This is a genomic window from Agromyces sp. S2-1-8 (assembly GCF_021129215.1).
Classification (GTDB): domain Bacteria; phylum Actinomycetota; class Actinomycetes; order Actinomycetales; family Microbacteriaceae; genus Agromyces; species Agromyces chromiiresistens.
This window is the reverse complement of sequence record NZ_JAJOLP010000001.1, coordinates 681660-704847: the sequence shown is the minus strand read 5'-3', so window position 1 is coordinate 704847 and position 23188 is coordinate 681660. Positions and strand designations below refer to the sequence as shown.

18 protein-coding genes are annotated in these 23188 nt (G+C 67.8%); 10 read left to right on the top strand and 8 right to left on the bottom strand.

Annotation, left to right across the window (positions count from 1 at the left end):
* The first annotated feature begins 75 nt into the window (after window positions 1–75).
* From trxB to LR269_RS03165, 4 genes are all read left to right on the top strand, one after another.
* Complete coding sequence (trxB, locus tag LR269_RS03180) at window positions 76–1050, top strand: thioredoxin-disulfide reductase (protein WP_231429253.1); 975 nt, start codon at window positions 76–78, stop codon at window positions 1048–1050.
* A 63-nt stretch (window positions 1051–1113) separates the two neighbouring features.
* Window positions 1114–1437: a thioredoxin gene (trxA, locus tag LR269_RS03175; RefSeq protein ID WP_231429252.1), complete on the top strand. Its 324-nt coding sequence runs from the start codon at window positions 1114–1116 to the stop codon at window positions 1435–1437.
* Between the two features lie 142 nt (window positions 1438–1579).
* Entirely contained in the window at window positions 1580–2932 is a 1353-nt protein-coding gene (locus tag LR269_RS03170) for a PLP-dependent aminotransferase family protein (RefSeq protein ID WP_374201071.1), read from the top strand.
* A gap of 51 nt (window positions 2933–2983) precedes the next feature.
* Window positions 2984–3955 (top strand): D-alanine--D-alanine ligase, encoded by a 972-nt coding sequence (locus LR269_RS03165; RefSeq protein WP_231429250.1) that lies wholly within the window; start codon window positions 2984–2986, stop codon window positions 3953–3955.
* An 85-nt stretch (window positions 3956–4040) separates the two neighbouring features.
* Here the strand turns inward: LR269_RS03165 and LR269_RS03160 are convergent, their stop codons facing one another.
* From LR269_RS03160 to rpmH, 8 genes are all read right to left on the bottom strand, one after another.
* Complete coding sequence (locus LR269_RS03160) at window positions 4041–5024, bottom strand: ParB/RepB/Spo0J family partition protein (protein WP_231429249.1); 984 nt, start codon at window positions 5022–5024, stop codon at window positions 4041–4043.
* Window positions 5024–5917: an AAA family ATPase gene (locus tag LR269_RS03155; RefSeq protein WP_308191671.1), complete on the bottom strand. Its 894-nt coding sequence runs from the start codon at window positions 5915–5917 to the stop codon at window positions 5024–5026. The genes LR269_RS03160 and LR269_RS03155 overlap by 1 nt, the downstream gene beginning before the upstream one ends.
* 4035 nt (window positions 5918–9952) lie before the next feature.
* Window positions 9953–10588, bottom strand: coding sequence for a 16S rRNA (guanine(527)-N(7))-methyltransferase RsmG (rsmG, locus tag LR269_RS03150; RefSeq protein WP_231429248.1), 636 nt, complete (start codon window positions 10586–10588; stop codon window positions 9953–9955).
* A gap of 29 nt (window positions 10589–10617) precedes the next feature.
* Window positions 10618–11115 (bottom strand): R3H domain-containing nucleic acid-binding protein, encoded by a 498-nt coding sequence (locus LR269_RS03145; RefSeq protein WP_231429247.1) that lies wholly within the window; start codon window positions 11113–11115, stop codon window positions 10618–10620.
* A gap of 3 nt (window positions 11116–11118) precedes the next feature.
* Window positions 11119–12087, bottom strand: coding sequence for a membrane protein insertase YidC (gene yidC, locus LR269_RS03140; RefSeq protein WP_231429246.1), 969 nt, complete (start codon window positions 12085–12087; stop codon window positions 11119–11121).
* Between the two features lie 9 nt (window positions 12088–12096).
* The gene (yidD, locus tag LR269_RS03135; protein ID WP_231429245.1) at window positions 12097–12543 is read right to left on the bottom strand and encodes a membrane protein insertion efficiency factor YidD; all 447 of its coding nucleotides are present in this window, start codon (window positions 12541–12543) and stop codon (window positions 12097–12099) included.
* Window positions 12536–12916, bottom strand: coding sequence for a ribonuclease P protein component (gene rnpA, locus LR269_RS03130; RefSeq protein ID WP_231429244.1), 381 nt, complete (start codon window positions 12914–12916; stop codon window positions 12536–12538). The genes yidD and rnpA overlap by 8 nt, the downstream gene beginning before the upstream one ends.
* A gap of 7 nt (window positions 12917–12923) precedes the next feature.
* Entirely contained in the window at window positions 12924–13061 is a 138-nt protein-coding gene (rpmH, locus tag LR269_RS03125; protein WP_022889115.1) for a 50S ribosomal protein L34, read from the bottom strand.
* Window positions 13062–13499: 438 nt separating this feature from the next.
* Here rpmH and dnaA point away from each other — a divergent pair, with 438 nt between their 5' ends.
* The 6 genes from dnaA (at window position 13500) to gyrA (ending at window position 23184) form a co-directional block, all read left to right on the top strand.
* A complete protein-coding gene (dnaA, locus tag LR269_RS03120; RefSeq protein ID WP_231429243.1) occupies window positions 13500–14921 on the top strand; it encodes a chromosomal replication initiator protein DnaA in 1422 nt (473 codons plus the stop codon).
* Window positions 14922–15381: 460 nt separating this feature from the next.
* Window positions 15382–16536: a DNA polymerase III subunit beta gene (dnaN, locus tag LR269_RS03115; protein WP_231429242.1), complete on the top strand. Its 1155-nt coding sequence runs from the start codon at window positions 15382–15384 to the stop codon at window positions 16534–16536.
* A 109-nt stretch (window positions 16537–16645) separates the two neighbouring features.
* Window positions 16646–17953 carry a DNA replication/repair protein RecF gene (gene recF, locus LR269_RS03110; protein ID WP_231429241.1) on the top strand — a complete coding sequence of 436 codons (1308 nt, stop codon included), beginning with the start codon at window positions 16646–16648 and terminating at the stop codon, window positions 17951–17953.
* On the top strand, window positions 17946–18434 hold the full coding sequence (locus LR269_RS03105) for a DUF721 domain-containing protein (RefSeq protein WP_231429240.1): 489 nt from the start codon (window positions 17946–17948) through the stop codon (window positions 18432–18434). Before recF ends, LR269_RS03105 begins: the two co-directional genes overlap by 8 nt.
* A gap of 123 nt (window positions 18435–18557) precedes the next feature.
* Window positions 18558–20576: a DNA topoisomerase (ATP-hydrolyzing) subunit B gene (gyrB, locus tag LR269_RS03100; RefSeq protein WP_231429239.1), complete on the top strand. Its 2019-nt coding sequence runs from the start codon at window positions 18558–18560 to the stop codon at window positions 20574–20576.
* Entirely contained in the window at window positions 20566–23184 is a 2619-nt protein-coding gene (gene gyrA / locus LR269_RS03095; protein WP_231429238.1) for a DNA gyrase subunit A, read from the top strand. Before gyrB ends, gyrA begins: the two co-directional genes overlap by 11 nt.
* Window positions 23185–23188 lie beyond the last annotated feature (4 nt).

Sequence of the window (23188 nt, the reverse complement as noted above, 5' to 3'; positions counted from 1 at the left end):
CGACGCCTAGACTGTGTTGACCATGGCGTGACATCCGGATGCCTCGGATGCCACTTGCACGAGAGGGAGCACCCGTTGCGCGACATCATCATCATCGGTTCGGGCCCGGCCGGGTTCACCGCCGCGATCTATGCGGCCCGCGCGCAGCTGAAACCCCTGCTCATCGCGAGTTCCGTCGAGATCGGCGGTGAGCTCATGAACACCACCGAGGTCGAGAACTACCCCGGCTTCCCCGAGGGCATCATGGGCCCCGACCTCATGACGGCGTTCCAGCAGCAGGCCGAGCGCTTCGGCACCGAGGTCGTGTACGACGACGTGGTCGAGCTCGAGCTCGAGGGTCCCGTCAAGCGCGTCAAGCTCGGCAACGGCGGAGTCGAAGAGGCGCGCACGATCATCTACGCCACGGGCTCGGCCTATCGCAAGCTCGGCCTGCCCGAGGAAGACGTGCTCTCCGGCCACGGCCTGTCGTGGTGCGCGACCTGCGACGGCTTCTTCTTCCGCCAGAAGACGATCGCGGTCGTCGGCGGCGGCGACTCGGCGATGGAGGAGGCGACGTTCCTCACCCGCTTCGCCGACAAGGTCTACGTGATCCACCGCCGCGACTCGCTCAAGGCGTCGAAGATCATGCAGCAGCGGGCCTTCGACAACGAGAAGATCGAGTTCATCTGGAATGCCGAGGTCGCCCGCCTGCTCGGTGAAACCGCCGTGACCGGTGTCACGCTGCGCGACACCGAGACCGGCGCGGAGCGCGACCTGCCGCTCGACGGCCTGTTCGTCGCGATCGGCAACGACCCCCGCACGCACCTCGTGCACGGCAAGCTCGACCTGACGCCCGAAGGCACGGTCGCGGTCGCCGGCCGCAGCTCCAAGACGAGCATCGAGGGCGTGTTCGCCGCCGGCGACGTCATCGACCCGCACTACCGCCAGGCGATCACCGCCGCCGGTTCGGGCGCGGCCGCCGCGCTCGACGCCGAGCACTACCTCGCCTCGATCGGCAACGAGAACGCGGCCGAGGCCGTGCTCGAGAGCGAGTTCGCCGTCGTCGACTGACACGAGGCATCCCATCGACACCGGATCAGCCGGTATCACGACGTTTCAACCAAGGAGAACGCAATGAGCGCACGCGCTGTGACCGAGGCCACCTTCGAGCAGGAGGTGCTCAAGAACGACAAGCCCGTGATCGTCGACTTCTGGGCCGAGTGGTGCGGGCCGTGCCGCGCGGTCAGCCCGATCCTCGACCAGATCGCGACCGAGCACGCCGACAAGATCGACATCGTCAAGCTCAACGTCGACGAGCACCCGAGCCTCGCCATGAAGTACCAGATCACCGCGATCCCCGCGTTCAAGGTGTTCCAGGGCGGCGAGGTCGTCAAGAGCTTCGTCGGCGCCAAGCCCAAGCCGGCCCTCGAGGCCGACCTCGCCGCCTACATCTCGTAGTCGGCGGTCGCAACGTACGAAGGACCCGTCCGGCACCAGCCGGGCGGGTCCTTCGTCGTAGCGGGATGCCTCGTGCCGCGTGCTCCGCGCTCGGACACGGGCTCCCGTAACCCGTCGATCCGCCGGTTCTCCGGCAACTAGCATGGAACTCCTGAGCAGAACGGATAGCGCAGTGACCTCTGACGGCGTCCCCCAGCGGACCGGCAACAATCTCGACCCCTGGTACGCGAATTACGCCGAGCGAGCCGCCGGGTTCGCCGCCTCAGAAGTCCGGGCCCTCTTCGCCGTCGCCTCGCGCCCCGAGGTCGTCTCGCTCGCCGGCGGCATGCCGTTCGTCTCGGCGCTGCCGCAGGACCTGATCACGTCGTCGATGGACAAGGTCATGCGCGAGCAGGGCCCCGTCGCCCTCCAGTACGGCGGGGGAGCGGGCGTCCCGGTGCTCCGCGAGCAGATCCTCGAGGTGATGGCGATCGAGGGCATCGACGGCACGGTCGACAACGTCGTGACGTCGACCGGGTCGCAGCAGGCGCTCGACTTCGTCGCGAAGCTGTTCCTCGATCCTGGCGACGTCGTGCTCGCCGAGGCGCCGTCGTACGTCGGCGCGATGGGGGTGTTCCGCTCCTACCAGGCGTCGGTGGTGCACGTCGCGATGGACGAGAACGGGCTCATCCCCGAGGCGCTGCGCCAGACCATCGCGCACCTGCGCGGGCAGGGTCGGCGCATCAAGTTCCTGTACACGATCCCGAACTTCCACAACCCGGCCGGGGTGACGCTGTCGGCCGAGCGCCGGCCCGAGATCCTCGAGATCTGCCGGGCGAACGAGATCCTGGTGCTCGAGGACAACCCCTACGGGCTGCTGCACTTCGACGAGCCGGCACCGAACGCGCTCCGTTCGCTCGACCCCGAGGGGGTCATCTACCTGGGTTCGTTCTCGAAGACGCTCGCGCCCGGGTTCCGTGTCGGCTGGGCACTCGCGCCGCACGCGATCCGCGAGAAACTCATCCTCGCGGCCGAGTCGGCCGTGCTGTCACCGTCGTCGTTCAGCCAGCTCGTCGTCTCGGAGTACCTCGCCACCGCCGACTGGCGGGGCCAGATCGACACCTTCCGCGGCGTGTACCGCGAACGCAAGGACGCGATGATCGAGGCACTCGGGGAGTACCTGCCGCAGTTGTCGTGGACGAACCCGAACGGCGGGTTCTACGTGTGGGTCACGATGCCCGATGTCCTCGACTCGAAGCAGATGCTGCCGCGCGCGGTCAAGGAACTCGTCGCGTATACGCCCGGAACGGCATTCTTCGCCGACGGCCGCGGTCGTCACGCCATGCGCCTGTCGTTCTGCTACCCGACGCCCGAGGCCATCCGCCTCGGCGTCCGCCGCCTCGCGACGGTCGTCAACGGCGAACTCGACCTGCTCGACACCTTCGCTGGAACGGGCACGCTGCAGCTGCCGCTGACCCCAGGCGTCGAACCGGCGCCCCCATCCGACCTCAAGTAGCCCGCGAACCAAACCGTCACGTCGATTCGAGCACTGGAGAAACCCCTGATCATGAGCGAATCTGCTGGTCTTCTCGTCGTCGTCCTCGCCGGCGGCATCTCGCATGAGCGCGACGTCTCACTTCGTTCCGGGCGACGCGTCGCCGATGCGCTCACGGCGGCCGGGCACCGCGTGGTCCTGCGCGATCCCGATGCCGGGCTCCTGCCGTACCTCGCGGCCGAGCGTCCCGATGTCGTATTCCCCGCGCTGCATGGATCGAGCGGAGAGGACGGCTCGCTGCTCGACCTGCTCGCCGCGCTCGACCTCGCGACCGTGGGCTCGACCGGTGCCGCCGCCCGGCGCGCCTGGTCGAAGCCGGTCGCGAGCTCACTGGTCGCGGGCGCCGACGTCGCGGTCCCCGAGTCGATCGTGCTCTCGCACGAGGCCTTCCGCGAACTCGGTGCGGCGAGCGTGCTGCGGGTCGTGCGCGAAAGGCTCGACGGCGACCTGGTCGTGAAGCCCGGCTCCGGCGGATCGGCGCAGGGCGTCTCGATCGTCGACCACCCCGACGCGCTCGCTCGCGCGATGGTCGAAGCCTTCACGTACGACGACATCGCCGTCGTCGAGCGCCGCATCGTCGGCACCGAGATCGCGATCACGGTCGTCGACACCGGCGACGGGCCGGCGACGCTGCCCGCGGTCGAGATCGAACCGACGGCCGGGGTGTACGGATTCGACGCGCGGTACAACGCGGGGGAGACCACGTTCTACGCACCGTCGCGACTCGGCGACGACGCACTCGCGAACGCGACGGCGGCCGCGATCACCGCACACTCGACCCTCGGACTCCGCGACCTCTCGCGCGTCGACTTCATCGTGGATGCCGCGGGCACACCCTGGTTCCTCGAGGCGAACGTGCTTCCGGGGCTGACCGAGACCTCCCTCGTCCCACTCGCGATCGAGGCATCGGGATCGACGGCCTCGACGTTGTACAGCGAACTCGTGCGGGCGGCGCACACTCGTCAGGCGGCTCGGCGAGCGTGACGAACGAGGGCCCGTTCCACTGGAACGAGCCCTCGAAATCGACGGTTTTCAGTTCGTCAGGAGCCATTCTCCCGACGAGTCGTGATCACACGCCGTCGAGTTCCTCGCCCAGCTCCGTGAGAATCCGGCGAAGGTCCTGAACGGTCGCGAAATCGATGCTGATCTGGCCTTTTCTGGCGCCCAAAGCGATCTTGACCCGCGTGTTGAGCCGATCGCCGAGTCGGGTCGCCAGATCGTCCAGGAAGTCCTGTCGCTTGCCGGCGGATGGCTTCACTCGCGCGGCCGCCTTCGGCTCCTGCGAGGCGATCGACTCGGCGGCGCGCACCGAGAGCTCCTCGTTCACGATCTTGTCGGCGAAGCGCTGCATCTCGGCGGCGTCACCGACCGAGAGGATCGCGCGAGCGTGCCCGGCGGTGAGCACGCCGGCTGCCACGCGGAGCTGCACGGGCTCGGGGAGCTTCAGCAGGCGAAGCGTGTTCGAGATCTGGGGACGCGAACGCCCGATGCGGTTCGCCAGTTCTTCCTGCGTGATGCCGAAGTCGGCCAGCAGCTGCTGGTAGGCCGACGCCTCTTCGAGCGGGTTGAGCTGCGATCGATGCAAGTTCTCGAGCAGCGCATCGCGCAACATGTCCTCGTTGGCGGTGTCCTTGACGACCGCCGGGATGGTGTCGAGACCGGCGGCCTTCGTCGCACGGAGCCGACGCTCGCCCATGACGAGTTCGTACTTGCCGGGCTGATCGGGGTGCGGGCGCACGACGATCGGCTGCAGCACGCCGAACTCTCGCACGCTGTGCACGAGCTCGGCCAGATCGTCGGGGTCGAAGACACTCCGCGGCTGCACGGCATTCGGCACGATGTCGTTCGGGTCGAGGCGCGCAAGCCGCGCACCGGGAACGGTGACCAGCTCTTCGGCGGACGCCGCTTGCTCCACCGCAGCCACCGCCGTGGCCGGCGTCGAGTCGGCGTCGGGGAAGAACACATCGACCGGGCGATTCGCCCTCGTGCTCTCATCGACTGTCGGAATGAGCGCGCCGATGCCCCGCCCGAGTCCGGTTCGCTTGCTTGCCATCAGTTCGACTCCTCGGTCTTCGCAGCGCCACGTCGGGCGATCTCGGCTGCCGCCTCACGGTACGAGAGCGACCCGCTCGACGCGAAGTCGTAGCTGATCACGCTCTGGCCGTAGCTCGGTGCCTCCGACACACGAACCGATCGGGGAATGATCGTCTCGAGCGTCTGGGTGGGGAAGTGGTCGCGAACCTCCTGCGCCACCTGCTGTGCCAGGTTGGTGCGGGAGTCGTACATCGTGAGCAGGATCGTCGAGAGTCGCAGCTCGGGATTGAGGTGCTTCTCGATGAGCTCGATGTTGCTGAGCAGCTGCGAGAGCCCCTCGAGTGCGTAGTACTCGCACTGGATCGGGATGAGCACCTCACGAGCTGCCACGAACGCGTTGATCGTCAGGAGTCCGAGCGACGGCGGGCAGTCGATGAAGACGTAATGGTACGGCTCGTCCATCGAGGCGAGGTGGGCGTCGAGCGCACGGCGGAGTCGCTGTTCGCGGGCGACGAGCGAGACGAGCTCGATCTCGGCGCCGGCCAGGTGGATGGTCGCCGGCACGCAGTCGAGGTCGTCGTGCTCGGTCGACGGCTGGATGACCTCGGCGAGGGGAAGGTCGGAGACCAGCACCTCGTAGACGCTCTTCTTCTCCGAGCGGTGGTCGACGCCGAGGGCCGTCGACGCGTTGCCCTGCGGGTCGAGGTCGATGACGAGAACTCGGGCGCCCGAACGCGCAAGCGCGGCCGCGAGATTCACGGCGGTGGTCGTCTTGCCGACGCCGCCCTTCTGATTCGAGATGGTGAGCACGCGAGTCTGCGCCGGACGGGGGAGCACAGCCTCCTCGAGCGCGATGCGCCGACGGGTCTCGTCGGCAAGTTCGTAGGCCAGGGGAGTTCCTCCGGGATCGATCGATGTTTCACGTGAAACATCGGTGGTGGCATTGGGCTGCGTTGCGGCAGGCGCTGCTTGCGCCTGAGCGGATGACTCGGTGGGCGCCGCATCCTCGGCGGGAGCGGTCGGCTCGGCGGGAGCGGTGGTCTCAGCGAGCGCCACGTCAGGCACGACCGCCACGGCCGGCACCTCTTCCTCGGGCGCGGTCTCCTCGGGCGCGGGCTCCTCGGGCGCGGTCTCCTCGGGCGCGGTCGCCGCTGCGACCTGCGACATCGGTGCCGCCGTGAGTTCGGCCTCGGCGAGCGGCTGCTCACCGACTCGTGCAGTTCCGTCGCTCGCGGGAGCACGCTCGATGTCGTCGGTGCCCGCCTCGGCGACCGGCGATGGTGCACTTGCAGCGGCCGAACGCTCGTCGGGCGTCTCTTCCCGTACCGCGACAGGCTCGGCGTTGGGATCAGCGTGCAGCGCCGTTGCGGTGTCGACCGCGGCGTCTCCGACGATTTCGCGGATGAGGTCCTCGAGCAAGCGGTCGGGCCCGTGATCGGCATCGAGAGGGTGCCCGCTCGAGCCCTCCGTCCGCTCGCCCTCGTCGGTCAGCGCGGCCGCGGTCGCGGCATCCCAATCGATCGCCGCTGACGGCCGCGGATCCGCTGGGTACGCATCGACACTCGATTCGGGAGCCGCCGGAACGGCCGGGTGCGGACCTGCACTGATTGGCGGCTCGGTCACCGACGCTGCGAGTCGTTCGATGCCGGACGTCTGCTGTTCGGGCGGCTGAGCCGGGGAAGTCAAGCTGTTCGAACCGTTGCCCTCAGGGATCGGGTCGACAGGCGGTTCATTCTGGTGGGAACGTCGACGATGGAACCATCCTCGTCCTCCACCAGGTGTCATGCCGTCGTCTCCCAACCGCCGCCGATCGGCCGCAAGTGGATGTCGCGACCCGAGAGTCAAGCTTAACCGTCCCGACCGACCAGCGCCCGCGAAACCGCGGTTCGAGAGAAGACTGCGCTCACCGGTGCTGCCGTTTCACGTGAAACAGCGCGGCGGGTGCACTGGGTGCTCAATGTTTCACGTGAAACGCCACCAGATCGTCCCTCAGCTGCCGACGCTCGGAGTCCTCGATCCGGGGCAGGTCGCGTGGCCCGCTCGCCCGAGTCACCCGCCGCCGGCGGCTTTGAGCGGAGCGGTGTCGAGGGCGCACCAAGACGAGTGGCAAGTGCGGCGATCGTCATCCCGCCTGGCCGGGCGGCATCGACGTCGGCGTGCCCGTGAGTCGCCGCGTGCCAACACGATGTCGCGAACCGGATCAGGCTCGGCTCTTCGCGTGAGGCGCTCCACCATTGGCTCACGCGGCGCCGGTTCGCCGGGCGGGCAGTCCGCCCCGAGGAGTGCTGTCCTCCCGCGACCTCCGTCCTGGTGAGCGCGGAGGCGAGTTCGCCGATCTCCCGGAACCAGGCCGAGCGAGCTCGCCGTTCAGTGATCGGGGGAATGACCACCACTGCCACGAGCGAGCGTGATGGCTCGGGTCGCCGAGTTGAGCTCTTCGGAGCGGAGACGATGTCCAGACTCGATCATCGTGCAGTCGCCGCGTGGTCAGGTTCGTCGGCAGGAGGTCATGACGGGATCGCGGCCACACCGATCGACCCCGCCGTGCGAAGTCGGAACCACCACGGGGAGTCCGAACCCTCGCCGCAGACTGGACCTCAGGTCGGCGCCCGGCCATCACGCCGCTGCGCATGCCCGTGGGGGAGTGGCACTCGCATGTCTGGCGCCTGATGTTTCACGTGAAACGTCGCGAGTACCTTCCCGAGTCGCCGAAGCTCCCCTGGCTGTCATGGCATCACGCCCGATCGATACCGGAGCACGCGAGCGCTCCACGCTCGCACCCGTCGATGTGGCGATGCCGGCCGAATCCGTGACTGCGTGCACCTCACCGGCTCGGCGCATTCGCCGTTTCACGTGAAACGAACTCCAACTGCCCACCATCAGCCACTCGCAACGGAGACAATACCTGGCGCAGTCGGGAGACTGTTTGCGCTCGGCGACGAACGCATTCGATCCTCGGTCACCGACTCCGCCAACCGACTGACACGAACGGCTCGCTGATCGATCCGAGGGGCGGGGAACGTGAACGGGGTCGCACAAATTGCCGCTGGAATCGAGATGTCGACCGACGAGCCCCGCCTCAATCGGCCCTCAGGCGGCTGCCGAGCACTCCCGCCGGCCAGCCCTTCGCGTCAGCTTCAGCAGTGCGCTCTGCCCTGCAGGGTTGAATGCCACGTGATGGCTCTCGAAGGCTGAGGCCACCCGCCGGCCATGGGGGAGCGGCCGATCAGCTCGGGGTGCGCCAGACCGCAACCGCGGGGCACTCGCCCACGGTGCCCGCCGTCGCTCTCACGAGGCGCTCAGACCGGCCGCACCCGAAGCTGACCCGCCTCACGGCGGCCCGGTCGAGCCACGAACCGTTCCGACCATGGGAGCCATTTCAGCCGCAGAGCCTCCCAACTCGGGCCGCCGCTTTGGGCCGAACGGCCCGAGGGTCCGACATCCAACGTGACGGCGCGGCCGCAACGCGCCCAGCAGAGCGAGCGGCATCCGGCGACCTCCCCACACGAGTTGCGACGTCCACTCTCGGTACGAAGCCCTGACCGGCCGCATCCTGAACGAACGGCAACCACGATCGGCGCACTCGATCTGCCTCACTGTGCAGATCACCGTGCATCCACGACGCGCTCGGCGATCCAATCAGGCACGACCGACGGTGCAGCGAAGGATCGGGGGGCGCATCGAAGGAGTCAACCCAACGACCGTGCCGAGTCGCTCTCTGAACGAGTCGCACCGGGGAAGAGCCACATCGCTCCCATCACGCACCCGGACTCCCCAGCTCTCCCACGCGCCCGTCGCCCGTCCAGAGATGGACTCGATCGCCTTGAAACCCGGAGTCGCGCGACACTCAAGATTCGCCCCACACCCCCCAATTCACCGACCGCTCCAACGAAACGGAGGCCGGCTGGACGAACTCCCGGGGCAGACACGCGTGGCCTTTGGGCCGCCAGTACAGCCAAGCACCGTGCCACGTCCCCCTGACGTCTCGACCTCCCTGATGTGCCTCATCGCGGCTGCACCCACCCGGATGCCATCCGCGCGACCGAGCGATGGTCGCGTCGACGCCACCGTTTCACGTGAAGCACATGTGCGGCCCATCAGGACGACCAACCCGTTCTGCTCCCGCCGGGCGACGCAGCATCCACCGGCCGGCCACTATCAGGTTCATGAAGTACCCGTGCCGTGGCGACTCGTCGCGAACGTTCGCCCCGGGCGCTCGGCGCGACGATTCCGGCGGCATTGGTCCGTGCTGGAGCGCGCATCCAAGCCCCACTGCTGTACTGGTCGACCCAGCACTGCGCCAACAGGGCTGGCGCATCCTCGCGTTCGACCGAGATCGCGCAATACGAGCGCTGCTGCACGGGTTCGTGGCCGCGGCGGTGACCGAGCTGTTCGATCGGGTGAGGGAACGCGTCGACTTCAGGTCACGAAGCCCATCGGCCCGCACACCCCTCCAGAACGCACGCGTGATCGCGCGCGGCGTCCTCGGCGCCTGGCTCACGCTGCCACTCGCAAGGCCCGTGATCATCGACACCTTGAATGGCAGACCGAAGATCGTCTCGCCGCCGGTGGCACAGACGACTCCTCCTGGCCGCGGGGGAGCGCAGTGTGGCGACGGGTGCAAGCACGCTGACGATGGGCGACGGCAGGCACAGTCCCGTCCGGCACGGGTGTGGCACGCGTCACCGCTCAGACACGGGAAGGTGATCGATATGGACCCGCGCACGCGAAGCGGACGCGAACGTACATGCCCGCGACTGCTCACGACACGACACCGAAGGACCGCCGCCTGGGGGACTACACGACACCGCGGGAAGCGGCGAGTCTCCAGCCGAGGCCGCGATAGAACCCTGCGCTCGACCGCTCGCCGGCACCTGCCACGCGTTTCACGTGAAACGACAGGGTCCGCGGAGCACGGCGGTGCAGCCGACCGCTCGATTCACCCGATCAGTCGACTACGGCGCGGAACACGCGGGTGACTTCCGAGTCGGGCACGACGCCCTCACCCAGCAGAAGCACCTCGACGTCGCGCAACCGGTACTTGCGAATGACCTTCTCGGCCTTGCCGATCTCGCCGTCGACGCCTGCGCCCTTCATCAGCACGAGCTCGCCGCCGGGCCGAACCAGGGGAGCGGTCACGGGAATCAGCGTGCGCAGTGCGCTCACGGCTCGCGCGGTCACCTGGTCGAGCGACTCGAACAGCTTCGACTCCTCGGCTCGCGCGCGCACGACCGTCACGTTCGAGAGGTCGAGTTCCCTCGCCTGTCGCTCGAGCCACGCCACCCGACGCTCCATCGGCTCGATCAGCACGAATTCGACGTCGGGGCGTGTGATCGCGAGCACGATGCCGGGCAGCCCGGCACCGGAGCCGACGTCACCGACGCGGCCGGGTCGCAGCAGCGGCGCCACCAGGGCGCTGTTGACGATGTGCCGGGTCCACAACCGGGGGAGTTCGAGCGGGCCGATCAGGCCGAGCTCTTCACCATGGCGCGCAAGGGCGGCGGTGAACGCACGGCCCTTCTCGAGATGCTCGCCGAACAAGCCTGAGGCGGCTGCGGGTTCGGGTTCGAGTCCGTCGGTCATCGTTTCACGTGAAACGTCGGGCGTCGGCGTCAGCCGACTCGGGTGATGACCGTGTGACGCTCGGAGCCCTCGCCGCGCGACTCCGAGTGGAAACCCTGCTCGGCGACGAGGTCGTGCACGAGCTTGCGCTCGTACGACGACATCGGGGGGAGCGAGGCCTCGGCCGCGCCGCCCTCGATCCGCTCGACCGCGCGCGTCACGAGCGTCGCGAGCTCGTCGCGGCGCGCGTCGCGCGAGCCGCCGATGTCGAGGATCAGACGTGAGAACGAGCCGGTCTTCGTCTGCACCGCCAGGCGAGTGAGCTCCTGGAGTGCGCTCACGGTCTCGGGCTTCGAGAGCAGGCGCAGGTTGGCACCGTCACCGGCGTTCACCGAGACGTACGCACGCCCGTTCCGGGCGTCGATGTCGATGTCGCCGTCGAGATCGGTGATGTCGAGCAGTTCCTCGATGTAGTCGGCCGCGATGTCGCCCTCTTCTTCGAGCTGGGCGGTCGAACGCTCTTCGGCCTCGTGCTGCACGTCGGTCATGGTCTATTTCCCCTGCTTCTTGGCGCGCGACTTGCTCATCGGCTGCTGGCGCTGAGTCTTCTTCTCTTCGACGACGATCGTCGTTCCCTCGTCCTTGTCCTCGACGACGAGCTTGCCCTTCTTGGCAAGGCGGGCCTCGCGCGCCTTCGCCGCCTCGCTGCCGGGAGTCGGCATGTTGCGGATGACGACGAACTGCTGACCCATGGTCCAGAAGTTCGAGACGAGCCAGTAGAACATGACGCCGAGCGGGAACGCGACGCCCGAGAAGGCGAACACGAGGGGGAGAAGGTACAGCAGGATGCGCTGCTGACGGAACATGGGGCTCGCCTTGGTCTCGGGCGACATGTTCTTCGACACGATCTGCAGCTGCGTGATGAACTGCGACGCCGTCATGAGCACGATCATCGCGAGGGCGATGAGCATCGTGTTGATGCTGAACGGCTGGCCCGCGACCATGAGGTTCCACTCGCCGATGAAGGTCGAGTTGAGCGGGGCACCGAGGAACTCGGAGTTGGCGAACGAGTTCGCGAGCTCCTGGGTGAGCAGGCCGACGCCGGCCTTGTCGTGCTGCGCGTCGTTGAGCACCGAGAACAGTGCGAAGAAGATCGGCATCTGCAGCAGCAGCGGCAGGCACGACGACAGCGGGTTGGTGCCCGTCTTCTTGTAGAGCTCCATGGTCTCGCGCGACATGGCCTCGCGCGAGAGCTGATCCTTCTTGCCCTTGTACTTGTCCTGGATCTTCTTGAGCTGCGGCGCGACCTCGAGCATGCGGCGCTGGCTCTTGATCTGACGCACGAAGATCGGGATGAGGGCCGCACGCACGACGAGCACGAGGCCGACGATCGACAGCACCCAGGTGACGCCGGCGTTCGGGTCCATCCCGATGAAGTCCCAGAACGAGTGGAAGGCGACGAGGATCAGCTCGACGGCCCACTTGATGGGCCAGAGGATCAGGCCGATGAGTTGGTCCATGGGTGGCGGTCAGTCCTTTCGGGACGGGCTGGGGGAGGAGATCATGGCGGCTGCGGCGGGCTGCACCCGCTGCGCCGAGAATTCGAAGGATGCCTCGTGGCCGGTGTGCGACGCACCGTGCACGTGAGCGGCCGGAGCCGAGGCATCCGCCTTCACGTAGCCCGCGGGGAGCACCCAGCCGAAGCGGGTCACGCGGTACCGGTCATGGCGAGCCGGGCGCACGTCGTCGATGCCGCCGGGCGACCACGGATTGCAGCGGAGGATGCGCCAGCCGGTGAGCAGCGACCCGATGACGAGACCTCGCTGCTGCACCGAACCGAGGCCGTACGCCGAGCACGACGGGTAGTAGCGGCAGACGTCGCCGTACAGGGGCGAGATCAGCTTGCGGTAGCCGCGGATGAGGAGCACCCCGAGGTTGCGGGGGATGAGTACGACGAAAAGGGCGAAGTCACGCATGCGACTCGCCCTGTTGCTGTTGCGCCGGCACCGACGTGCGCACGCGGCGCTTCTCGATCGCGCGGATCACGTCGGCCCGGAGCGAGGCCCAGTCGGCCTCGGCCGCCGACGGGAGTGCCCGCACCACGACGTCGGTGCCCGCGAAGCCGTCGCCGAGCACCTCGTGGCACGCCGCCTTCAAGCGGCGGCGGACGAGATTGCGACGCACGGCGCCGCCCACCTTCTTCGAGACGATGAAGCCGAAGCGCGCGTCGGTGCCCGACTCCCGTGAGCGCATGTAGCTCACGGTGTGGGCACCGGCGACCTTCGCACCCCGGCGCACGATGACTCGGTAGTCGTCGGCGCTCGTGATGCGATTGGCTTTGGCGAGCACCGACGAATTACGCGGACAGTTCGGTGCGGCCCTTGGCGCGGCGCGCCGACAGGATGGCACGGCCCGCGCGGGTGCGCATGCGAAGGCGGAAGCCGTGCTTCTTGGCACGACGACGGTTGTTCGGCTGGAACGTACGCTTGCTCATTCTTCTTCTCCGGCTGTCGAATCTCCTCGCCGGGAAGTGGCTGCGACAGGTGCTGCAGCGCGGCGGCGGGAAAACTGGGTGCCCGAAAGGGCTGGGGTCAACTGATTAAAACTACGGCCTCGACGGCCGCCGGTCAAACCGACGGGAGCGCACGAGCGCGCAATTCGAACCCCACAGTATCGCTCGAACCTCGATGCATCCTGTGGAACAACACGCCCGCGATGTCGGATCCTCCGATCGGCATTTGTCGGGGGCGGCATCCTCGGATAGCGTTTGACACCAGTTATCCCCAGCTTCGTGCGCGGAATCCCGGGCGAGTTCCCGAATCTCCCCACAGGCAGTGGAAAACGCTGTGAACACACGCCTCGCGCCGCTCGCTTCGTCGATGGGGGATCGATGAGCGGCACACGAGAGCACCGAACTTGATTGCGGGGAACGATGACAGAACAGCCCATTTCCGAGACGTGGGCGACGATCCTCGATCGACTGTCTGACGACGACGCGATCACCCCGATGCTCCAGGGTTTCCTGAACCTGGTCGAGCCGAAGGGCATCGCGGCCGGCACGTTCTACCTCGAGGTGCCGAACGACTTCACCGCGAGCATGCTCAACCAGCGGATGCGCGTCTCCCTCCTCTCTGCGATGAGCGCGGTCGAGGCGCCGTCGCCGGTCACCTCCTTCTACGTCGTGGTGAACCCCGAGCTCGAAGAGGTGAGGGCCGCTGCCGAGCAGCAGGCCGGCTACGCGAACGAGCCCGACCCCGTCGAGCTGCCGGCGTCGCCGCAGTCGGTGTTCGAGAACACGAGCCCGGTCTCGCCGCGCGACACCCGCCTCAACCCGAAGTACTCGTTCGACAGCTTCGTCATCGGCCAGTCGAACCGCTTCGCGCATGCCGCGGCCGTCGCCGTCGCGGAGGCGCCGGCGAAGGCCTACAACCCCCTCTTCATCTACGGCGACTCCGGCCTCGGCAAGACGCACCTCCTGCACGCCATCGGCCACTACGCGATGAGCCTGTATCCGGGCATCCGCGTGCGGTACGTCTCCTCCGAGGAGTTCACGAACGACTTCATCAACTCGATCGCGAACAACCGCGGCTCCCTCTTCCAGCAGCGCTACCGCAACATCGACATCCTGCTGATCGACGACATCCAGTTCCTGCAGGGCAAGGCGGAGACGCAGGAGGCGTTCTTCCACACCTTCAACACCCTGCACGACCACAACAAGCAGGTCGTGATCACGAGCGACGTGCCGCCCAAGCACCTCACCGGCTTCGAGGACCGCATGCGCAGCCGCTTCGAGTGGGGCCTCATCACCGACGTGCAGGCGCCCGACCTCGAGACGCGCATCGCGATCCTTCGCAAGAAGGCGCAGTCCGAGCGCCTCCAGGTGCCCGACGACATCCTCGAGTACATGGCGTCGAAGGTCTCGTCGAACATCCGCGAGCTCGAGGGCACGCTCATCCGCGTCACCGCCTTCGCGAGCCTCAACCGCACGCCCGTCGACATGCCGCTCGTGCAGACCGTGCTGAAGGACCTCATCACCGACGACAGCGACAACGTGGTCGCGCCGGTCGACATCATCACGGCGACGGCCGACTACTTCAAGCTCACCGTCGACGACCTGTACGGCTCGAGCCGTTCGCAGGCCGTCGCGACCGCCCGGCAGATCGCGATGTACCTCTGCCGCGAGCTCACGAACCTCTCGCTGCCGAAGATCGGCCAGCTCTTCGGCAATCGCGACCACACCACGGTGATGTACGCGAACAAGAAGATCTCGGAGCTCATGAAGGAGCGCCGCTCGATCTACAACCAGGTGACCGAGCTCACCGCGCGCATCAAGCAGACCGCGCGCTACCGCTGAGTCCGTTTCCACCCTTCTGCAGCGCCCCTGCGGACCATCTCCGAACGGTTCCCACAGTTGTGGAGAACCTGTGGATTGTTAACGAGCAACCGCGTCACGACTGTTGACACTGTTCGGTCGGCTGTGCAGAACACCGTTCGGCGTTCTGCGCGCACTCGAGGCATCCGCGCTCGAATCCACACGGTGTGCACAGATGCGATGGGCTGCGATCGGCACCGTTCCGCGGGTCTCCGAACACCATCCACAGTTTCCACAACGGTTAACACCGTTAAGAGAGAGTGGTTAAAGGGGTGATTCCCACAACCTCGAGGTCGAGGTGCGTCGAACGCCGGGCGACCCGGTCGGTGGTGGATGCCGCGCCGCGCCGTTCGATCGGACGGGTGAGCCGGATTCACCGGCATCACGATCGGCTCTGCGGATAGCATGGGAGCCACCAAGCGACATCCACGACGGGAGAACCGTGAAGTTCCAGGTCAATCGCGACGTCTTCAGTGAGGCCGTTTCCTTCGCCGTCAAGCTGCTGCCGCAGCGCACCACGCTGCCGATCCTCTCGGGCGTGCTGATCCAGGCGAACGCCGACGGCCTCGTGCTCTCCTCCTTCGACTACGAGGTGTCCTCCCAGACCGAGATCCAGGCCGACGTCGAAGAGCCGGGCACCGTCCTGGTGTCCGGCCGGCTCCTCGCCGAGATCGCCGGCCGCCTGCCGAACGCGCCCGTCCGCGTCGCCACCGAAGAGAGCCGCATCTCGGTGAGCTGCGGCTCGGCGAGCTTCACGCTCCTGTCGATGCCGGTCGAGGAGTACCCGTCGATCCCCGAGATCGGCGAGCAGTCGGGTCTCGTCCCGGCCGAGGAGTTCGCGGCCGCCGTCGCGCAGGTCGCCGTCGCCGCGTCGCGCGACGACGTCACCCCGGTCATCACGGGGGTGCAGCTCGAGGTGCGCGAGAACAGTCTCGGACTCGTCGCGACCGACCGCTACCGGGTCGCCGTGCGCGAGATCGACTGGGACGGCGGCAATGTCGGCGGCGGCGACGGAGACACGGTCACCGCGCTCGTCCCCGCGCGCACCCTGCAGGAGGTCGGCAAGACCTTCGGCCACTCCGGCAACATCTCGGTGGCCATCACGAACCGCGACGACCGCGAGCTCATCGCCTTCAGCGCCGACAAGAAGACCGTCACGTCGCTGCTCATCAAGGGCAACTTCCCGCCCGTGCGCCGACTCTTCCCCGACACGGTCGACAACTACGCCGTCATGAACACGGCCGACCTCATCGAGGCCACTCGCCGCGTCGCCCTCGTGCTCGAGCGCGAGGCCGCGCTGCGGTACAGCTTCACGGCCGACGGGCTCACCCTCGAGGCGATCGGTTCGGAGCAGGCCCAGGCCTCCGAGTCGATCGACGCGATCCTCACGGGTGACGACACGGTCGTCTCGCTGAAGCCGCAGTTCCTGCTCGACGGCCTCGGCGCCGTCCACTCCGAGTACGTGCGCATCTCGTTCACGAAGACCGAGAACCCGAACAAGCCGGGCCCCGTGCTCATCACGAGCCAGACCTCGCGCGAGCAGGCCGGCTCCGACAGCTACCGCTACCTGCTGCAGCCGAACCTGCTGCTGCGCTGAGCGCGCGCCACACCTTCAACCGGCCCTTCAACCGGCGCGGATGTCTCGGCGCCGGCGTGTCGGCGGCCGCGGGTAGCGTTGTCGTGGTCGATCGAGAGGAGTGGTGCCCGTGCACGTCGCACGCCTCTCATTGACCGACTACCGCAACTACGCCCGCGCCGAGCTCGAACTCGGCCCCGGTGCGACGGTGCTCGTGGGTCGCAACGGGCAGGGCAAGACCAACCTCGTCGAGGCGATCGGCTATCTCGCGACGCTCGGCTCGCACCGGGTCTCGAGCGACCAGGCCCTGATCCGGGCGGGTGCCGACGCGGCCATCGTGCGAGCTCAGCTCGCGCACGGCGACCGGCGCGTGCTCGTCGAGCTCCAACTCAACCGGCAGGGTGCGAACCGTGCGCAGCTCAACCGCTCGCCGGTGAAGACGCGCGAACTGCCGCGCTACGCGCACAGCGTGCTGTTCGCTCCTGAAGACCTCGCGATCGTGCGCGGTGAGCCGGGGGTCCGTCGTCGCATGCTCGACGAGCTGCTGGTGCAGCGCTCACCTCGCCTCTCCGGGGTCATGGCCGACTACGACCGGGTGCTCAGGCAGCGCAACTCGCTCCTGAAGAGCGCGCGGGCCCGCGGACTGGCGGCCGACAAGCTCACGACCCTCGACATCTGGGACGAACGGCTCGTCGCGCTGGGCACCGAGATCATCGACCAGCGCATCGCACTCGTCGCCGAGTTGGGCGACCCCGTCGCCGCGGCGTACCGGTCGATCGTCGACGCCGACCACCGGCCGGAACTGCGCCCGGTGCTGTCGGTCGACGGGGCCGACGTCGACGTCGACGGGGCGGCCGGTCCCGATCGGGGAGCCGGTGGTGTCGTCGCGGCGGAGCACAGCGACGACGCGTATCGAGACCGGTCGGGCGCCACTCGACCAGCGGGGTCCACCGCTGACCGGTTCGCCGCCGCGCTGCGTGCGCTCCGCGGCAAGGAGCTCGAGCGCGGCGTCACGCTCGTCGGGCCGCACCGCGACGACGTGCTGCTGCTGCTCAACGGACTGCCGGCGAAGGGCTATGCGAGCCATGGCGAATCGTGGTCGTTCGCGCTCGCGATCCGGCTCGCCTCGGCCGAGCTGCTTCGTCGCGACTCGTCGACCGGCGATCCCGTGCTCGTGCTCGACGACGTCTTCGCCGAGCTCGACCGCCTCCGGCGCGAGCGCCTGGCCGAGGCGATCGGCGGATTCGAGCAGGTGCTCGTGACCGCTGCCGTGCTCGAAGACGTGCCGACGCCGCTCACGGCGCGTATCGTGCACATCGAGGCCGGGCGCATCGTCGACGGCGAGGCGACGCTCGGGCAGCAGGGTGAGCGCGGCGGCGAGTCCGACGACGCCTCGGTGTCCGTCGCCGAACACGAGGAGGGGGCCGCCGATGACTGACGTCTCCGAGGCCGCCCGCGTGTACCGGCACTTCCGCGAGATCTTCGGCGGTGAACCGCGTGTGCGACCCGGCCGCGCTCGAGTCCGCACCCGCGACGAGTCCGGCAGCCAGCCGTTCACCCCCGGTCGCGACCCGAAGCCGCTCGCCGCGACTCTCGACGGACTGAGTTCGCAGCTCGGCTGGACGGGCCCGCTCTCGCAGCACGACGTGCTCGCGTCGTGGGCGGAGATCGTCGGCGACGAGACCGCGCGGCATTCCGAGGCGATCGCGATCGAGGGCGGCGTGCTGCAGGTCAAATGCGAGTCGACCGCGTGGGCGACGCAGCTCCGACTGATGCGCACGCAACTCGTCACCGAGATCGTCTCGAGGTTCCCCGGCGCGGGGGTCGAGACCATCCGCTTTCAAGGACCCGACGCCCCCACCTGGAAAAGGGGTCCCAGATCGGTTCCAGGGCGCGGTCCTCGCGATACCTACGGCTGAAGAGGCGAAAACGGTCGCTCGACCTGAGTTATCCCCTGAGAAGGCCCGTCGGCGGCCGGTCGGGACACTTGGTTTGATAGGATCGAACGTCGCCAGAACGACGGTTTGGAGCCCGATTCACCCATGACAGCGGAACCGACGAAGGCCCAGAGCGCGCCCGAATACGGCGCAGACGCGATCCAGGTTCTCGAGGGCCTCGAAGCGGTACGCAAGCGGCCCGGCATGTACATCGGATCGACCGGGCCCCGAGGGCTCCACCACCTCGTCTACGAGATCGTCGACAACTCCGTCGACGAGGCGCTCGCGGGCTATGCGACCGACATCGACGTGACGATCCTGCCCGACGGCGGTGTCCGCGTCGTCGACAACGGGCGAGGCATCCCCGTCGACGTCCACAAGACCGAGGGCAGGTCGACCGTCGAGGTCGTGCACACCGTGCTGCACGCCGGCGGCAAGTTCGGCGGCGGCGGATACGCCGTCTCCGGCGGACTGCACGGCGTCGGCGCATCGGTCGTGAACGCACTGTCCAGCCGGTTCGAGGTCGAGGTGCGCCGGCAGGGCCACGTATGGCGCCAGGCGTACGAGATCGGCGTGCCGATGGCCCCGCTCTCGCAAGACGAGGCGAGCGATGCGACCGGCACGACGACCACCTTCTGGGCGAGTCCCGAGATCTTCGAGACCGTCGAGTACGACTACGAGACGCTGCGCACCCGCTTCCAGCAGATGGCGTTCCTCAACAAGGGCCTGCGCATCACGCTGACCGACCTGCGTGCCGGCCACGTGGTCGTCGACCCCGACGACACCGCAGAGGTCGAGGCGGACGCAGCGTCGTCCGGACCGCGCACCGACACGTTCCTCTATGAACGCGGTCTCAGCGACTACGTCGAGTACCTCAACAAGTCCAAGCGGTCCGAGCTCGTGAACGACGAGATCATCTCGTTCGAGGCCGAGGACACCGAGCGCAACATCGCGCTCGAGGTCGCGATGCAGTGGACGACGGCGTACACCGAGTCGGTGCACACCTACGCGAACACGATCAACACGCACGAGGGCGGCACCCACGAAGAGGGCTTCCGGGCCGCGCTCACGACGCTGATCAACCGCTACGCCCGCGAGAAGAACATCCTCAAGGAGAAGGACGACAACCTCTCCGGCGACGACGTGCGCGAGGGGCTCACCGCGGTGATCTCGGTCAAGCTCGGCGAACCGCAGTTCGAGGGCCAGACGAAGACGAAGCTCGGCAACACCGAGGCCAAGTCGTTCGTGCAGAAGGTGACCGGAGACCAGCTCGGCGACTGGTTCGAGCGCAACCCCACGCAGGCTCGCGACATCATCCGCAAGGCGATCCAGGCGGCGACCGCCCGGCTCGCGGCGCGCAAGGCGCGCGAGGCGACCCGGCGCAAGGGCCTGCTCGAGTCGGGCGGCATGCCCGGCAAGCTGAAGGACTGCTCGTCGAAGGACCCGTCGCTCAGCGAGATCTTCATCGTCGAGGGCGATTCGGCCGGCGGATCGGCTGTGCAGGGGCGCAACCCCGAGACGCAGGCGATCCTGCCGCTGCGCGGCAAGATCCTCAACGTCGAGAAGGCCCGCCTCGACCGAGCGCTCGCGAACAACGAGGTCCAGGCGATGATCACGGCGTTCGGCGCCGGCATCGGCGAGGACTTCAACACCGAGAAGGCCAGGTACCACAAGATCGTGCTCATGGCCGACGCCGATGTCGACGGCCAGCACATCACGACCCTGCTGCTGACGCTGCTCTTCCGCTACATGCGGCCGCTCATCGAGCTCGGCTACGTGTACCTCGCGCAGCCCCCGCTCTACCGGCTGAAGTGGTCGAACGCCGACCACCAGTTCGTCTACTCCGATCGCGAGCGTGACGCCCTGCTCGTCGACGGGCAGGCGAAGGGGTGGCGCATCCCGAAGGACAACGGGATCCAGCGCTACAAGGGTCTCGGCGAGATGAGCTACCAGGAGCTCTGGGAGACCACGATGAACCCCGAGACCCGCACGCTGCTGCAGGTCACCATGGACGACGCGGCCGCCGCCGACGAGATCTTCTCGACCCTGATGGGCGAAGACGTCGAGAGCCGCCGCAACTTCATCCAGAAGAACGCGAAGGACGTGCGTTTCCTTGACATCTGATGTGATCGAACCCGGCGACAACGGCGAGGGCCCCGGCATCCACGGCAGGATCGACCAGGTCGACCTGCAGCTCGAGATGCAGCGCTCGTACCTCGACTACGCGATGAGCGTGATCGTGGGCCGTGCCCTGCCCGACGTGCGCGACGGGCTGAAGCCCGTGCACCGCCGCGTCATCTACGCGATGTACGACGGCGGGTACCGTCCCGACAAGGCGTTCTCGAAGTGCGCCCGCGTCGTGGGCGATGTCATGGGCCAGTTCCACCCCCACGGCGACACCGCGATCTACGACGCGCTCGTGCGCCTCGTGCAGCCGTGGAGCCTGCGCTACCCGCTCGCGCTCGGCCAGGGCAACTTCGGCTCGCCCGGCAACGACGGCGCCGCCGCTCCGCGATACACCGAGACCAAGATGGCTCCGCTCGCGCTCGAGATGGTGCGCGACATCGACAAGGAGACCGTCGACTTCCAGGACAACTACGACGGTCGCACCCAGGAGCCGTCGATCCTGCCGGCGCGGTTCCCGAACCTCCTCGTCAACGGTTCCGTCGGCATCGCGGTCGGCATGGCGACGAACATCCCGCCGCACAACCTCCGCGAGGTCGCGTCGGGCGCCCAGTGGTACCTCGAGAACCCCGAGGCATCCCGCGAGGAGCTGCAGGAGGCGCTCCTGCAGCGCATCAAGGGACCCGACTTCCCGACGGGTGCGCAGATCCTCGGCGTCAAGGGCATCACCGACGCCTACCGCACGGGTCGCGGCTCGATCACGATGCGCGCCGTCGTCGACGTGGAGGAGATCCACGGCCGCACCTGCCTCGTCGTCACCGAGCTGCCGTACCAGGTCAACCCCGACAACCTCGCCATCAAGATCGCCGACCTCGTGAAGGACGGCAAGGTCTCGGGCATCGCCGACATCCGCGACGAGACCTCCGGCCGTACCGGCCAGCGCCTCGTCATCGTGCTCAAGCGCGATGCGGTCGCGAAGGTCGTGCTGAACAACCTGTACAAGCACACCCAGCTGCAGGAGAACTTCGGCGCGAACATGCTCGCGATCGTCGACGGCGTGCCCCGCACGCTCTCGATCGACGGCTTCATCGCGCACTGGGTCGACCACCAGATCGAGGTCATCGTCCGTCGCACGCAGTACCTGCTGCGCGAGGCCGAGGCGCGCATGCACATCCTGCGCGGCTACCTCAAGGCGCTCGACGCGCTCGACGAGGTCATCGCCCTCATTCGCGCCTCGGCCACGGTCGACGTCGCCCGAGACGGCCTGAAAGAGCTGCTCGACATCGACGACCTGCAGGCCGACGCGATCCTCGCGATGCAGCTGCGCCGACTCGCCGCGCTCGAGCGCCAGAAGATCATCGACGAGGCGAACGAGCTCGAGGCGAAGATCGCCGACTACAACGACATCCTCGCGACGCCGGCGCGCCAGCGCACGATCGTCTCCGAGGAGCTCGCCGAGATCGTCGACAAGTACGGCGACGAGCGACGCACGCACATCATGCCCGGGTTCGACGGCGACATGTCGGTCGAAGACCTGATCCCCGAAGAGGAGATGGTCGTCACGGTGACCCGTGGCGGGTACGTCAAGCGCACCCGCAGCGACAACTACCGGTCGCAGCACCGCGGTGGCAAGGGCGTCAAGGGCGCGCAGCTGCGCGCCGACGACGTGGTCGACCACTTCTTCGTGACCACGACCCACCACTGGCTGCTGTTCTTCACGAACATGGGCCGGGTCTACCGGGCGAAGGCGTACGAGATCCAGGAGGCCGGCCGCGACGCGAAGGGCCAGCACGTCGCGAACCTGCTCGAGATGCAGCCCGACGAGGAGATCGCCGAGATCCTCGACATCCGCGACTACGAGGCGGCGAAGTACCTCGTGCTCGCGACCCGCGGCGGGCTCGTCAAGAAGACCGAGCTGACCGCGTACGACACCAACCGCTCGCGCGGCGTCATCGCGATCAACCTGCGCGACGGCGACGAGCTCGTGTCGGCGATGCTCGCCGACGAGCACGACGAGATCCTGCTCGTCTCGAAGAAGGGCATGTCGCTCCGCTTCGAGGCGACCGACGAGGCGCTGCGCCCCATGGGTCGCTCGACCTCGGGCGTGAAGGGCATGGCGTTCCGCGATGGTGACGCCCTGCTCGCGGCCAACGTCGTGCCCGGCTCCGGCCTCGAGTCCGGCACCGTGCCCGATTCCCGTGAAGCCGCCGAGAATACGGTGGATGCCTCGGCCGAGGCCGACGGCGATCAGTACGTGTTCGTCGTCACCGAGGGCGGCTACGCCAAGCGCACCGCGGTCGACCAGTATCGCCTGCAGAACCGCGGCGGACTGGGCATCAAGGTCGCCAAGCTGAACGAAGATCGCGGCGACCTCGCCGGCGCCCTCATCGTCGGAACCGACGACGAGGTGCTGGTGGTCCTTGCCAGCGGCAAGGTGGTACGCTCCGATGTCGCCGAGGTCCCCGCCAAGGGCAGGGATACGATGGGCGTCGTCTTCGCGAAGTTCGCGATGGACGACCGGATCATCGCCATCGCGAAGAATTCCGAACGGAATCTCGTGGAGGAGGCCGCCGAGTCCGAAGCGGCCGAGCCCGCGGGAGAGGAGTAATCGT